The organism is Nitrospirota bacterium (assembly GCA_016219645.1).
Lineage (GTDB): Bacteria > Nitrospirota > Nitrospiria > Nitrospirales > Nitrospiraceae > Palsa-1315.
Genome location: JACRLR010000007.1, coordinates 173,380 through 187,619, shown reverse-complemented (window position 1 = coordinate 187,619; position 14,240 = coordinate 173,380). Strand labels below are relative to the sequence as shown.

15 protein-coding genes and 1 pseudogene are annotated in these 14,240 nt (G+C 56.0%); 3 read left to right on the top strand and 13 right to left on the bottom strand.

All coding sequences use genetic code 11. The annotated features are described in order from the left end of the window. Positions 1 to 203: 203 nt before the first annotated feature. Entirely contained in the window at positions 204 to 548 is a 345-nt protein-coding gene (locus HZB34_01570; GenBank protein ID MBI5314642.1) for a PilZ domain-containing protein, read from the bottom strand. A gap of 176 nt (positions 549 to 724) precedes the next feature. Between HZB34_01570 and HZB34_01565 the strand changes: the two genes are divergently transcribed. Beyond that, positions 725 to 1,051 carry a heavy metal-binding domain-containing protein gene (locus HZB34_01565; GenBank protein ID MBI5314641.1) on the top strand — a complete coding sequence of 109 codons (327 nt, stop codon included), beginning with the start codon at positions 725 to 727 and terminating at the stop codon, positions 1,049 to 1,051. Positions 1,052 to 1,152: 101 nt separating this feature from the next. On the opposite strand, the gene HZB34_01560 is transcribed toward HZB34_01565, so the two are convergent. The 4 genes from HZB34_01560 to HZB34_01545 form a co-directional block, all read right to left on the bottom strand. Continuing rightward, positions 1,153 to 1,491 carry a DUF3147 domain-containing protein gene (locus tag HZB34_01560; GenBank protein ID MBI5314640.1) on the bottom strand — a complete coding sequence of 113 codons (339 nt, stop codon included), beginning with the start codon at positions 1,489 to 1,491 and terminating at the stop codon, positions 1,153 to 1,155. 12 nt (positions 1,492 to 1,503) lie between these two features. Further along, on the bottom strand, positions 1,504 to 2,523 hold the full coding sequence (locus HZB34_01555; GenBank protein ID MBI5314639.1) for a ribonuclease Z: 1,020 nt from the start codon (positions 2,521 to 2,523) through the stop codon (positions 1,504 to 1,506). Between the two features lie 33 nt (positions 2,524 to 2,556). Then, entirely contained in the window at positions 2,557 to 3,267 is a 711-nt protein-coding gene (locus tag HZB34_01550; GenBank protein ID MBI5314638.1) for a CPBP family intramembrane metalloprotease, read from the bottom strand. Between the two features lie 188 nt (positions 3,268 to 3,455). Then, entirely contained in the window at positions 3,456 to 5,021 is a 1,566-nt protein-coding gene (locus HZB34_01545) for a TolC family protein (protein MBI5314637.1), read from the bottom strand. 77 nt (positions 5,022 to 5,098) lie between these two features. Here HZB34_01545 and HZB34_01540 point away from each other — a divergent pair, with 77 nt between their 5' ends. Beyond that, a complete protein-coding gene (locus tag HZB34_01540; protein MBI5314636.1) occupies positions 5,099 to 5,533 on the top strand; it encodes a hypothetical protein in 435 nt (144 codons plus the stop codon). A 192-nt stretch (positions 5,534 to 5,725) separates the two neighbouring features. On the opposite strand, the gene HZB34_01535 is transcribed toward HZB34_01540, so the two are convergent. The 8 genes from HZB34_01535 to HZB34_01500 form a co-directional block, all read right to left on the bottom strand. Next, positions 5,726 to 6,082: a PilZ domain-containing protein gene (locus HZB34_01535; protein ID MBI5314635.1), complete on the bottom strand. Its 357-nt coding sequence runs from the start codon at positions 6,080 to 6,082 to the stop codon at positions 5,726 to 5,728. Positions 6,083 to 6,124: 42 nt separating this feature from the next. Further along, complete coding sequence (locus HZB34_01530; protein MBI5314634.1) at positions 6,125 to 6,565, bottom strand: response regulator; 441 nt, start codon at positions 6,563 to 6,565, stop codon at positions 6,125 to 6,127. Between the two features lie 408 nt (positions 6,566 to 6,973). Next, positions 6,974 to 7,648, bottom strand: coding sequence for a response regulator transcription factor (locus HZB34_01525; GenBank protein ID MBI5314633.1), 675 nt, complete (start codon positions 7,646 to 7,648; stop codon positions 6,974 to 6,976). Then, entirely contained in the window at positions 7,645 to 9,543 is a 1,899-nt protein-coding gene (locus HZB34_01520; protein MBI5314632.1) for a PAS domain S-box protein, read from the bottom strand. The genes HZB34_01525 and HZB34_01520 overlap by 4 nt, the downstream gene beginning before the upstream one ends. 10 nt (positions 9,544 to 9,553) lie before the next feature. Next, positions 9,554 to 10,012: a hypothetical protein gene (locus tag HZB34_01515; protein ID MBI5314631.1), complete on the bottom strand. Its 459-nt coding sequence runs from the start codon at positions 10,010 to 10,012 to the stop codon at positions 9,554 to 9,556. Between the two features lie 10 nt (positions 10,013 to 10,022). Further along, the gene (locus HZB34_01510) at positions 10,023 to 11,273 is read right to left on the bottom strand and encodes a hypothetical protein (GenBank protein ID MBI5314630.1); all 1,251 of its coding nucleotides are present in this window, start codon (positions 11,271 to 11,273) and stop codon (positions 10,023 to 10,025) included. Positions 11,274 to 11,615: 342 nt separating this feature from the next. Then, a complete protein-coding gene (locus HZB34_01505; GenBank protein ID MBI5314629.1) occupies positions 11,616 to 12,212 on the bottom strand; it encodes a hypothetical protein in 597 nt (198 codons plus the stop codon). Then, positions 12,209 to 13,762 carry a M28 family peptidase gene (locus tag HZB34_01500; GenBank protein MBI5314628.1) on the bottom strand — a complete coding sequence of 518 codons (1,554 nt, stop codon included), beginning with the start codon at positions 13,760 to 13,762 and terminating at the stop codon, positions 12,209 to 12,211. The genes HZB34_01505 and HZB34_01500 overlap by 4 nt, the downstream gene beginning before the upstream one ends. Before the next feature lie 106 nt (positions 13,763 to 13,868). On the opposite strand from HZB34_01500, the pseudogene HZB34_01495 reads away from it, so the two are divergent. Beyond that, a pseudogene (locus tag HZB34_01495) lies at positions 13,869 to 14,210 on the top strand (thioredoxin domain-containing protein). Positions 14,211 to 14,240: the final 30 nt, after the last annotated feature.

Genomic DNA, 14,240 nt, shown 5'->3' with positions numbered 1-14,240 from the left:
TGGCAAAGCAGGCCTCTCTCCATTGTTGCGGGTGCTGGTTGCGGGGTTGCTGGGACAGGCGGGGCGTAACGGAGGCTGGCGGGACAGCAGCTGCGTATTATATCGGCCAACCCCTGCTCAGCTGGCTTGGCCGAGGACCCGGCCATGCCTTTATTATATGGAGTGGATATTCAGAGACCTGAGCCGAGCTGTTCGATCGCCACTTATCCATTACGGGGTGAGCCATGATGGGCTTTGACCAGTGAAGCGATGACCTTGGTGAGTTGCTTGGTTTCCTTTGGCCTGGAGGTATCGAAATCTACGCCAAATTCAGATCCCTTGACCCATTTTACGACGGCGTGATCGATCAGCAATGGCTCCGAGTCTCCCGGTACAAACACTTGCAAGTTGAGCGACATTCCAATCGAGACCGGTTCATTCCCGGTAATGTAACTCCCGCTCAGAGAGAGATCTTTTATGATTCCTTCACCGGCGATCCCATCACGAAGATATCGCACTGGCACCAGTCTCTTGAGCCGGCTGTTCTTTCGCATGACAAATCCAGCCATTGCCTGTCCTTTCTCAATGGGTCTGTCTTGCCCGTCAACTGTTGTTATACTACAGCCCCAAAAGAGTGCCTAGGTAATTGTAATTTCTCCGCCGCTTCTGGTATCGGAGGAATCGGCGAAAGGCTTTGCGATTCCTTCCAACAGTGAGAGGATGGGCCGGACAACGGGAGGGAGTTATGATTTTATCAACAACACCGAGCATTGATGGAAAGCATGCAGTCAAGTATTTAGGGTTGGTCTCCGGAGACGCCATCCTCGGCGCGAACATCTTCCGCGATTTTTTCGCGTCGGTTCGCGATATCGTGGGCGGCCGATCGGCGGCCTATGAAGCCGAACTACGCAAGGCCAAAGACATTGCACTTGGTGAAATGCGCGAGCAGGCTCGTCATCTGGGCGCCAACGCCATCGTCGGCATCGATATCGACTATGAAACGATCGGCGCCAACAGCAGCATGCTGATGGTCACTGCCGTGGGCACAGCGGTGGTTGTGGAGCCACAGTAGGATCAGGCCGTATTCAGCGGGCAGTCGGGACGCCATCCCCCTTGGGGGCTAGCCGGCATTTCCAGTCACATGGACCTGCCCAGCGCCAATGACCCGGTCGATTATTTCAAGCCAATCTTCACCAGCCCCACACAGCCCAAATACAACACGAGGGACCCGATCATGGCGGGCCAGAAGCCGAAGCGGGGGACGACCACGATCATGGCAATGACATAGACGACCCAGGGCGGAACGAACCACAGCAAGCTTTTTGCGTAGCTCACGATCGCCTCGTTGCCGCCGTTCAGATAGATCAGCACAAATGTGGCGCCGGTGATGGCGGGAAAGGTGCTGGCAAAGGCAGCGAGGAAGGACTTGCCTTGAGAGCCGAGGTAGGTGGAGAGGCTGACGATTGTCCCCCCCAACAGAAAGTACAGGGCATACTTCATGACGTCATTCACTGTAGGTCCTCCTCAGATTCCTTGAAACGCATCCATCGCTTCCCGCTCCAATACTTCACCCTGACCGGTATACCGTGGAGAGAAGTGAAACACAACGAAGTCGCGAACCTGGGCCTTGCGTGCCATGAGTCCGGCCTGCCTTGCGGTCAGATGGTAGCGGTCGCGGGCCTTTCCGGCATCGGTATCCAGATACGGGGATTCACAATAGAAGAGATCCGCGCCTTGGGCGAGTGATACGATCTTCGCTTCGTTCTCTTCGTCGTATCGCGCGTCAACGACGTAGGTGAGCTTCTGCCCGCGGGAGATGGTGAGAAACCGTTCCTTCACTTCTCCTAAAACGAATTCGCGCTCTTGCCGGCGATGCTCATCGTAGAGCGTGGCCATAAAGTGGAAGGTGTCCGGCTGGCCCTGCCAGATATATTGCTTCACGTCTTTGAGCCATGCGCCGATAGGCAGGCCGGCCTCATGCAGTTTCTCCTTGTTGACGTTGATGTGGAACTGCTCCTGCAGGGAATAGGCGAACGAGGGGATGCGATGATTCAAGGCGACTGCGCTGATGGTGAACATGGGATCGTTGAGGACAATAAATTGGCCTGTGGATGGTTCCGACGCGAGAGGGCGGGCCGGTTGTTCAACCAGGTGGAATCCGTTGGTTGCGCTGAACCGTGCCCGCCGGATTTCCTGAGGGTGAAACTCTTGGACGTCGAGGGTCAGGGGGTAACCGTCGACGAGATTCCAGGTATAGCCTCGGAGCTTCCCCTGCACATTGTCGATCAATCCGGGAGGGCCGAACAGCCTGAGTGTCTTGCCTCGCCCTAAGGCCACGCGAAGAACAGTATCGAACCCGATGAAGTGGTCCATGTGTGTGTGGGACACGAAAATTTCGCTGGCCCTCAACAATCTGGTTGGCCCAAGACCATCATTGTGACCGAGATCAAAGAGCAGGGCTCTTTTAGACCAGCGGATCTCCACATAGATGCCGGGGTCACCGAAGACATCATTGATGAGCTGGCTTGAAAACGACGGGTTCATCGCGTGGTTATCGAAGTGCCGATCAAAAGATTCTTACTCAATCGCCGCTCTCACCGCCAGATACATCACCATCACTTCGACTGCATGCGCAACGATCGTGATGTAGAGATTGCCCGTACGTAGCCAGATGATTCCCCAGATGAGACCGTCCCACAGTGCGATCCAATGCAGGTGCTGGAAAGTATTCACCATAAAGGGGTCGAAAGCAAATATCAGTGCGCAGGTGATGAGGGCGAGCGGCGAGAAACGTTGGACTGAGCCGGACCTCCACAGTCCTGATTCAAGTGCGGCCAGTCGGCCGAGGAGAAATCCACGGAAATTCAGTTCGACAAAGAAGGCAATGCTAGTGATAAACCAGGGAACCATGATCAAGAAGGGGAGTCGGCCATGAGGTGTGGTCTTGAGGAAACTGATGTCATAGCCCAGATGCGGGTAAACTGTGAGGATCACGAGCGTATTCAGGCAACTGAGGAGCAGACCTGTCAACAGTCCCCAGCGGAGGCCGTTCGATAGGTTCCCCTTTCCCAGCCCAAGTAGCGATACGAAGGGGCGGTTGCGCATGGCCCAAAGGCCTAAGGCTATGTAGGCAACGATTTGGGGCACAAACTGAATCACCGTCTGTTCTTGGAGCGAAGCGGGAATGGCATAGAAGGCAAGTGTCGTAGCGGCAGGGAACAGCGCGAGAGCTGCTCCGCGTTCTTTGGCCTGAGCTGCGGTCGCATACAGGCCAGGCTCAGGTGCCATCGTGGAGGTCAGCCCGCAATATTCATGAAGGTTCGTTGCGAAAGCGTGCAGACGCGAAGCGAGACGGGCACTCGGAGGCGTGAAGCCCTGAGGCATACTCGTGCAGTATGTCGAAGGGCTGAACGGCGAGACTGCCCGTCACAGCCGCGTATCCACGCTTGTAGCAGAAGCTTCATGAATAATGCGGGCTAGTTCAGCTGGAGATTATAACGGTCGAGTGTGGTGGCTTTGTGCCGCGCGAGATTGGAGAGCGATTTATTGTAGTCGACTGTGGCGCGCAACTCGTTCCCTTGGGCTATGGCAAGATCGCGTTGAAAATCGAGGACAAAGCGAGTTGTGCTCAACCCCACCTTCAGTCGCTCTTGTTCCGCCTGCAACTGCTTCTCCGCCATGATTCTGGCCGATCTGGTGGTTTCGATCCGCTTGAAATCCGTCTGGACGCGCCTGACCGCTTCGCGCACTCCCACGATAATTTGCTGCCGCACATTCATCAGCGAGGCTTCAGCGTTCTTGGCCTCCAGCTGCCGCTTGTTGTATGTGCTCCAAGCTGAGCGGTTGCCCAGCGGGTAACTTAAGACAAGGCCTCCTCCATAATTATAGAAATCGCCGCTGAAGTTCTGGTTCACGGAATCAGTATAGTCTTTCCCGAGCCCGGCTAGTCCCATAGTTCCTTGGAGCGAAAGGGTCGGGAGTATCTGATTTTTCGCAAACTTTGTGTTGAGCTCGCTCGTCTCCGTGTTCTTTTTTGCCTGGGCGATTTCCGGCCGTAACTCGATGGCCGTGTCGATGGCTTCTTCCAGGCTGATGGGTTCCAAAGTTACGGTCGGCTTGTCGAGGGGAGTCACTCGGACGTCTTGACGCAGGTTTTCTTCTCCTGGATTGAGCAACCGGCGCAATTGATCCTCCTGGTCCCGGATCGCTTTGTCCGCGACCAGGACCTGCTCCACCCGCGACGCAACGGCCGCCTCGGCTTGCAAGACATCGACGAGCGACATGATGCCGGCCTTCGCCTTCGCGCGGTTGCTGGCGCCGAGCTCCTGTGCCGCCTTCAAGGCAGCTTCAGCAACCTTCAGGTTCTCATTGGCGAAGACGACTTCCCAATAGGTCTGTTCCACGGTGGCGAGGACTGAGAGGACGCGATCGCGAAAGACATGTTCTTCCACAATAGCATTATTCTGAGCGACCAGGATGAAGGTCTTGGTGATGCCAATGCCGGCATTGCGGAGCAGAGGCTGTGTGAGGGTGAGCGCGAGGCCACCTGTATAGGAAGGGTTGAACAGGAACCCTGTGGCCAGGTTCTGGTTCACATTGGTTCGCGACGGGCTATAGTTCAGATCGATGTTGCCGCCGGTCAGTAGATTTGTCGTGGCATCCAACGTGACGGATCGGGTGCGTTGGTCAAACGTGTCAATCCCGGTCAGGCTATTGCCGGTAGCGCCGAACACGGGCCGATTGAGCGGGCTCACGATCCGGTTGTACTGGCCGTTCACGCTAAGAGTCGGGTCGAACTTGGCCTGTTCAACGGTAATGTCGGCCAGCCGACTCTCTTTTGTTTGGCGGCTGATGCTGATGTCAAGATTATGCTGCAGCGCGCGAATGGCCGCGTCGGCGAGGGATATAGTTTCGCGTTGTTCGGCAGGCGGGGATTTGCTTTCATCCGAACCCCAACTGAGACTGGGTGAGAGGAGCAGGCCTATGCAGACGGCAGAGCCGCATGTATACCACCATCGATTGATCCCGGTACCCAGCTCCATGACGCACCCTTTAATCGACAAGAGGTCTTTGTGCATACTATAATGAAACCCAGCCTGTCTGTCATGGACTAATTATAATGAGATTACAGCCCCCTAGGGTCAAGCGAACGATCGTGCCAGTCCTGCTGCTCTCCCTATTGGCCCTGCCGTTGTTCACGCTTCCGTCGTTGGATGCAAAGGCGTGGGGGCAGACAATCTCCAGTGTTCGTGCCTTCAATGGAGGGGTTGCCCCGCTGTTCACACTGCCTGGGCCGGGAAGTCTCTATCTCGACAATCAAGGCACGCAGGGATTTCTCTACAACCCGGGGAACAATTTTCAATCGTATAGCTTTCGGAATCCCACAACTGGTCAGGCCTGGAGCGGGGCTGTGACTACGCTCGGGCCGCAACTTTCGATTGGACTGATCCAGGGCACCAACCAGGCCGGCGTAGCACGCGTCCTCCCCGGTCCTCCCCGCCAAACTGCACCGTTGCCGACGATCCAATCCACTCTTCTCGACGAGATTCCTTAAAACCTTGTCCGGGGAATCCTTCGTTGCAACCTGAAGGCTTGGGGATCGTCTGCCGCAGCACAAATGACAGTCCTCGGGCAGACTTCTAGGTCACTGGCAGGAGTTGGCACATGTCTGCCTGAGTGACTTCGGAGAATCCGCTGGCCTTGCGAGCCCGCGTTGTGTTTAGCGCATAACGCTATGATGTGAGGTTCAGCAAAACATGAATCTCAACCCGACAAAATGTGCCTCATTCCCATCGGGCTGCTCAAACGGCAGTTTTCTTGTCCAGCGGACTTCGGCAAGGGTCGGTGTTTCTGTCTGCAAGATGGGTGTCGGAATCAGGACCCTGAGCACCTGCCCGATCTCCGGGGACTGGTCCATCAAGACCAGCATCCCTCCGCTGCTGATGTTCAGCGAGAGCACCTTCCCACAGCGAGCCGCTAAAACTGGGGCTCCGGCGCCGGCGGATGGCGTCATCTCATACGGGATCGGTCTCATCAACGCGGCCCGCTCGCTGTGGCCGTTCTGACTATCGGTCATCGCCCATTCCCACTGTTTCTGTTCCATTTCGGCCTCCACGGTCAGGAAAATACATTGGTCTTGCGTGGTTCAGGCGCGGACTTGCGCAGGAAACCCCGTTGGGACTGTTATGTCAATTGTCAGATAGGCTTGGCGCATTTTCTCAAGTGTGCTGAGTAGATCGTCGAAAGAGAATGGTTTCGGGAGATATGCGTTGGCCCCGGCGGTCGCACTGGCTTCCCGCAGCTCCATACTATCCTTGGCCGTCATGACGAGGACCGGAGTATCGATCGAGCGCTGCCGGAGGGTCCGGCAGATATCCAGGCCGTTCTCATCTCCAAGATAGATGTCAAGGATAATGGTGTTGTAACGACGGGATTCAGTCAGGTGGAGTGCTGGGGTTTTGGCCGAGACGACGTCCAGTGTTATGCCTTCAGCCTCAAGGCCTCGCTGCATAAAATTGATGATCCGCCTGTCGTCTTCAACCAGAAGGATTCGTTTGTTATTGTGCGAAGGGAGTTCTAGTCCCATCCCATTTTCTCCTTCATCTGGCCCATTCATTGTGACGGCTCAGCCGGTGGAGTGGACCTGTCTGTGCTCGTTGGCGCCATGGGCCTACTCAGGGCTTAAAATCATTTCCGGGATCTCGGTCGAATGATGCGATGAACATCAAAAGACCGATCGTGAGTGAAGCGCCCACCCAACTGAGGAAGAGTGCTGTGAAAAGATGAAATTGCATGGTGTGCCCCTCCCCCATTGTATGATGCTTTCCGCAAGCCCCTGAGCTACCTACGTTCTATAACGATTGAGTCCGATCGAATTGCCTGGTGCCATTCTGCCGGGGCCACATGAAGGGTAGCTGAAAAACAGATGAAGAATTTCTAAAAATGTTGGGATTGGAAGGAAAAGAAGGGAAACTGAGGCTGGTCTATCTCGTGGTTAGCTCCTTTCCGTGATCTTGTAGCCAAAATCTCTCACTGTATGAATGAGTTTGGCCTCTCGCCCGGCATCGACTTTCTTGCGAAGAGAGCCGATATACACATCTATGCTGTTCGTGAGTGTGTCATGATGATAGCCCCACACTTGCTCGAGTATAGACGTTCGGCTGACGGCCTTGTCTGCGTGGGCCATTAAATATTCAAGTAGAAGGAACTCCTTGCGGGTCAGTGTGAGTCTTGTCCCCCCGCGATGCACTTCTTGCGAATCTCGATCCAGCGTGAGATCGGCCACTTTCAGTTGCGCGCTGGCCTTGATGAGGGGCTTGCGCCGTGATAAGGCCTTGAGGCGCACCAGTAGTTCCTCGAACTCGAAGGGCTTGGTCAAGTAGTCGTCTGCGCCGCAATCGAACCCATGGATCTTGTCCTGGAGGCCATCCTTTGCGGTGAGCATCAGGATCGGGGTCTGGACCCCATCCTGCCGCAGGGCCTGGCATACTTCATCTCCATGTTTTCCGGGCAGGAGACAATCCAAGATAATCACATCATAGGGGGCCATACCCTTGTCCAAGCCTTCTTCGCCGCTCTGGGCGATGTCGACCACATGGCCTTCTGCCACAAGGCCCCGCTTGATGAAGCTGGAAATGCGTTCGTCATCCTCGATCAGAAGAATATTCATCGCCGTACCTCCTGTCTGACTGGAGAGGAGAGATTCGAATTATGCTCAGCCGTGCTGAGAGGAAGCTGAACGGTCACCGTAGTCCCCCTGTCCACGATGCTGGCAATAGAGATCGCTCCTCCGTGAGCTTCCGTAATCCATTTCGCGATCGGCAACCCTAAACCCGAACCAGGATGGAGGGTGGGCCTCTGCTGTCGCTTCGCCCGATAAAAGCGCTCGAAGACGTGAGGAAGGTCCTCAACCGGGATTCCAATCCCATCGTCGATGATCATGACCGCCACATTGCTGCCTGATTTCGAGACACGGATCTCGACGGTCCCGCCCTGGATCGAATAGTTGACCGAGTTGTCGACCAGAGTCATGAATAGTTGCTGCAGGCGATGGGGATCTCCATCCACAATGAAAGACTCCGGCGGAGCTGTCAGGTCCGCTACGGCGCCACGGCGCATGGCGAGGACCTGGGCTTCCCGATGGACTTCCTGCAGGACTTCGAGCAACAGGACCGGCTGTTTGCCGATTTCCAACGTGCTCGACTCTGATCGTGCGAGGAACAGCAGATCGCTCACGAGTTTGTTGAGCTGGTTCGTAAGGGTGACGATCCGATCCAGGGTGGTCTTGTACTCGGCGACCGGCTTGTCTTTGCCTCGCAGAGTCACTTCGGCTTCGCCGCGTATGACGGTCAGGGGCGTTCGAAGCTCATGGCTGATATCGGCGAAAAAATTCGATCGCAGTTGGTCGAGCATTTTCAGTTTCTGGTTGGCCTCCTGGATTGCCTCCTCCGCTTGCTTCAGTTCGGCAATGTCCTTGGCGACACAGGCAATTCCTTGAAGAGCTCCATCCTCGTTCCGGATGACGGCGGCGGAAAAAAGCATCGGGAATGTTCGGCCATTCTTCGCGCGATAGGTCGTCGCGGTCTGATTGATCGAGCCACGGGCGAGCATGTCGTGATACGTGTCTTGGCGCAGCGGGTTGTCGTTCGACGGAAAGATCATGGAAGCGTCTCTTCCCACCAATTCACTTTCCTCGTAGCCGAGGAGATTCAGGGTCGCCAGGTTGGCGCTGCGTATCGTGCCTTCCGGGTTGAAGACGATGAGGGTATCGTTCATGGAACGAATGATGTTGTCCACGTAGTTCTTGGACACAGTGGTATTCAATAACTGCTCGGTCATGCTGTTGAAGCAGCTCGCTAACTCGCCCAGCTCATCGCTGCTTGACAGCGGGACAGTCTGGCGCAAATCTCCCTGCGCCACTCTCTTGGTTGCTGCTGTGAGGGGGCCGATTACGTGTAGAGATCGTCTGAGCAGCAGGATGAACAGGGCGCCTCCGGCCAGGGTGGTCAGGGCGCTGACCAAGAGGGTCCGGGCGATCAATTCGTTGAGGCGCCGTTCGAGCGCCCTTCGGTCCAGGAAGACCCTGACCCAGCCGGCGGGTGGAGCGGCGACCAGACCGTCCTTCCTCGCATGGTTCGATGACTCGACCACGACGTTTCCGAACTCCGAGACATTGTGTCCTTTCCTCAGCGCGAGATCTCTTTGCCAGATATCGCCGATGTCAGGAAAATCCAGGTCTTCAACAGTGAGTTCAATTCCTGAATATTCTATCCACGGGGTTGTCGACACTGTATAAGCGAGAATCGCCACAACGTCCTCGCCTTCACCAAGAGACTGGAGAAGGGAAGTCAATCCCTCAACATCCTGCCCGTCATAATAGGTACGGGCCTCTGAGGCGATGGCCTTGGCGAGCGTTCGCCCTCGGATCTTGAATTCCTGGAGCATGGAGTCGCGACTGGATGTATAGGCGAAGTAGGTCAAGCCGCAGACAGAGATAAAGAAGACGGCGAAGAAGAGGGCCATCAGCTTGCGTGACAATGAATTTCTTAGCACACGCGTCAACATCGTGATGTCTTCATGGTTTCTCGATGATCAGAACCACCTTGACGAGGGCTTCGTCGATCTGTTTGAGCCGTGACAGGCTGACATATCCGATCGCACCCTCGATGCTGCCGACGAAGCGCATGACTGCGTCGTCAGAGCGCTCGATGACGCTCTGTACGGGAACCGGGGTGCCTTGGCGATAGAAGACTTGGTCCGGTTTGGCATTCAGCACCTGAAGATAGAAAATATGTCTCGACTCGGATGAGATTTCACGATTGACCAACTTGACCCTGTCGCCTCCCTGCCAGTGGAGAGTCTCCCCTCGATACATGCTGGCGACGGTGCTGGCACTCAGTTGGTTGCTGGGATTACTCTTGTTGACGATCACAGCGAACATTTCCGCCTGGGCGACGGCAGCGCACAGCCAGATGGCGGCCGCGATGGCCAGCGCTTCCGGCCAGCGGCGTCTTGTATGGGGCGAGAGATTCATGATATGGCCGTTAGAAGATCCACGCGACGGAGGTGAGAAACCCATCGTAGGGATTCTGTTGGTACTGGCCGTGATTGAATTGATACTCCGCCTTGATGACGTAGTCTTCGACCGGACGGTAATTGAATCCGATAATATACTGATCTCCGGACAGGCTGCCCGTGGGACTCGCGGTGGTATTGGTTTTCGTATGGCCGATGAGGCCGACGAGCGCGAAGGTCGGGTTGCTGAACTGGCGTCCGAGGACAGTCGAGTTCAAGCCTGAAAACCAGAAGCGGTAGGTAAGCTGAGCATAGTAGCCCCACAAACTCGACGGTGCCGTTGATCCTTCGATATCAAAACGGGCGAATTCCCCCCTGAGCACGAAATTTTCCAGAATGCTCACGTTCCGAGGCCTGAATTCCCCATCGAGCGCCATACCGGTGATCATGTCGCTCCCGCTGGGCTTGTAGGCCCCGCGGTAGCCTGAAAATCCAATTTCGTACTGGTCGAAGAGTTTGAAGGTCCCGCGGCCGACGAGCGCCTTGTTGCCGTTGTTGTCAGTGTGCAAACCGTTTTTCCCTTGCTGCAGTCCTGTGTTCGTAGGGGCACTTGCAAACTGGTCCGTGAGTCCGTTGATCACCTGAATGTCGTAGGTGGCCTTGACGTTGTCGGAGATCGGCAGTAACCCGAAGGAGCCAAACCCCAAGTCGCCCCATGTTGTCGGGATCACGACAGTCGCCACAGCAGGCGGGCGTGTCAGGTCTCGGCGGGGGTCGAAGTGATCGAGGTTGAATTTGCCGAACGGAATCAGTAGTACGCCGGCACGGAGGTTGAACGGCTGAGTCAGAAGGAGATCGACGTATGCTTGCTCCGCCATCGCTTCTCCGCTCGGGATTCCCAGGTCGATTTCCGTATAGATACGGATCCGGTCGTGGATGTGTCCTGACATCAACATCTCAAAATTGCCGTCATTGGTGGAGCGCTGGCCTTTAAAATCCTGGTACCAGACAGCGCCGTACGCGCCCACCTTGATGCGCTGGGTCAACTCATCCGACAATGTGCTTTGTTGCTTTTCTACCAGCCCGAGACGCTCTTTCAGGTCGGATAGTTCCCTGCGGTGCTGCTCCTCGATCTGCCGGAGTTTACTCTTCAACTGCTCAAACGAATCTTCTGTGGTTGTCGCCGGCGGCTGTACTGGTGGCTGAGCGAGCAACGTGCTTGGAACGAGCAAGTAGAGGGACAGCGCACAGGCTGCGATGGCGCGCAATCCGGGAGTCATTGCACTGGAGGGCCCCCGAAATCGGAGCCGATGTGTTCTCACGTCACGCAGCCTTCCTGCCAAGATGTGGCAGGGTAGAGCTCGACACCTTCAATTGTTCAGGTGTCGACAGTCCTCCCTGGCGCCGGCGATACGTCGGCATTCGATGAGCCTCTACGATAATTGAGGTGCCAGGGACTTCCTATACCTCGTTAGGTGGTACTTAGTAGGAATATCCAATACCTCTTTAGGTGGTCTTGCGTGGAGATGGCGGGAACATGGATGAATGGGGGTATCCCCGCTAACCCGAGGGGGTATTTCAGATCGGACAGTCTCTTGTGGGGCTGGCCTTAGCGAGCCGCCTTACCGAAGCGGGGTTATGATCCAGTTGGTGAGCACCCCCTTTCCTCCAGGACTGGTTGTGTAATGCCGCTGCCTGTCGCCCGGAATCAATTCCCATCGAAAAAACTGCTGTTGATACGATTTCTGCTCTCCTTCGTAGAAAGGCTTCCGAAGCTCTTCGATGATCACATGCAACTCGTCTCCGAGAACAAAACCTAGCCCTTTTGTGCGCCGGTCAGGCTTCTCTTCATCGGCCAAGGTGAAAGCGACTACTTCCTGCGGCAGAGCCATGCTCAACGCTTTCGATAATTCAGGCGCCAGCAATTCTGCCTGACGGCGGCTAAACACGCGGTGTGGATATCCCTGTGAAAACGGCAGGAAAGAGCCTTCGCTATAATCGAGGGATCCCAGAATAGCTAATGCCGTTTGGGGTGGAATTGTGTAGGGGTGGCGATAGGGTTCGAGTGAGGGGTATCCGGCCGGCCGCTCCCGGAGGATGACCGAAAGAGCCTCCGATTGATGGATGACGAGATTTGGACGGGTGCTGCAGGATTGGGAACTGCCAAGGGCAAGCAACAGGGCGGCCGCTAAACCGATCTTCGCGAAGATCGAGTTCATTGCCCTCCCGCCAACATCCAGGCCAGCGCGAGGACATACCGTGCTATGTTCCGCAAAATTTCCGGATTGATCGTGTCGGCGGTGTCGGTAGGCTGATGCATGTGCGGGTGGGCCCCGCCGCTTGCGATGCTGACGGTTGAAATTCCTGCCTCTTTGAACGGTTCGTCGTCGCCGCCTGGCAAGAATCCGTAATAGTCAAGCTTTCTTACCAAACCCACTGCGTACCCTGTTTCCTTTAACGTGGATTTCTTAAACTCTGTGACACGGAGGATTAACACTCCGTCTCCCACTCCGACATGGTCGATGTTGATCATGGCCTTCGTTGAGCCGAGGGGGATGACAGGTCTCGATGTATAGAGGCGTGACCCGAGCGAATCTTTCTCATGTCCACTGAATGATAGAAAGAGGATCGTCCGTTGAGGACGTAGGTCGATTTTCCCAAGGGCCCGTGCGACCTCCAGGACTATGGCCGTTCCTGATGCATTGTCGTCAGCGCCAGGAAATAAGAGGCCTGCAGGGCGGCCAAAATGATCTCGATGGGCGCCAACGATGATGGCCTCCGGCCCTGTGCCAGGAATCATCCCCACCACGTTCGTCAGCAAGCCGTCCTCTATCGTGGTTTTCCAATGGAGAGATGCATATCGATTGACTAGGCGCGATCGCGCTGCTGGGGCGTTATTGAGCTGTTCTTGGAGGGTGCGAAGGTGGTCAGGATTGGACTCATCGCTGCTTCCGGCGAGGAGAGTCTCGGCCAACTTCGTGCTGATCCATGCGCCAGGGAGGGCTTGGTCAGGGGCGAGCTGCCCATACAATGCGCTGGGCCTTCCCGTGGCGCCGCGGCGAATTTCATATGGGCTGATAATCGGCCCTGTTGCGGTCAGATAGGCCAAGGCTCCTCGAGCTCGTGCGAAGCGGACCTTGTCGGCGTGGCTGACAGGGCTTGGGTAGTGATCCGGTTTGCCACGCAGGAAGAGCACGATGCAGTTCTTCACATCGACGCCGGCGTAATCGTCGATGCCTTGAGCGGGATCGACAATGCCGTAACCGACGAAGACGACCTGACCCTGGAGATCGGCAGAGGGGGAGTCAAAGACCGGGAGGTAGTCTCTACCCAACTGCGCTGTGACCAACTGGTCCGTTGCGCCGGTGCGAACAACCGGGTCGGGTTCGAGGAGTGGCGTCGAGACCATCGAGGCCATGATGCCAGCGGGCTCTTCCTTGCTGGCCCCGGGAGAGGGGAAGGCGATTCCCTTGTTGTCAATAAGCGGTAGTTGTACCCCTGCCAAAGTCAATTCCTGTGCAACCCATTGCGCAGAGCGAAGGTCGTCGGCGGATCCGGCTTGCCGTCCGTTGAACGCCGGACTGCTTAACGTGCGAACGTCGGCGATCATCCGTTCGCTCGACAGACTCTTGAGTGCACCAAACCATGCACGCTGGTCTTCCTCCGATTGTGCGAAGGCGCGCCCATCGAGGGAAAGCAGGCAAAGGAAAGTTCCCAGGAGAATGACGACAACAAAGGAGAGAGTGCCGCTGCGCGTCGAGCCGTTCATGCAGTGAACCTTTTAAGGTAATGCAGAACTATAACATAGTCTGACTGGTTCATTGCAGAGCAGCCTGTAGCAAGGTACTATGGCGAATGATGGGAACGAAGAAGCGATGACAGATCCAGCTCTACCCATAGACCGATCTCCGAACCGGCTCATCACAGAAGCCAGTCCCTATCTTCGCCAGCATGCGAAGAATCCGGTGGATTGGTATCCCTGGGGCAAGGAAGCCCTGTCACGGGCGAAAGCAGAGGACAAGCCGATTCTCTTATCGATCGGGTATTCGGCCTGCCATTGGTGCCATGTCATGGCGCATGAATGTTTCGAAAACATCGAGATCGCCGCGCTCATGAATCAAGACTTCATCAATGTGAAGGTTGATCGAGAAGAACGTCCAGATCTGGATGAGATCTACCAGAAAGCTGCCCAGGTGTTTCTCGGGCGGGGCGGGGGCTGCAGGATTGGGAACTGCCAAGGGCAAGCA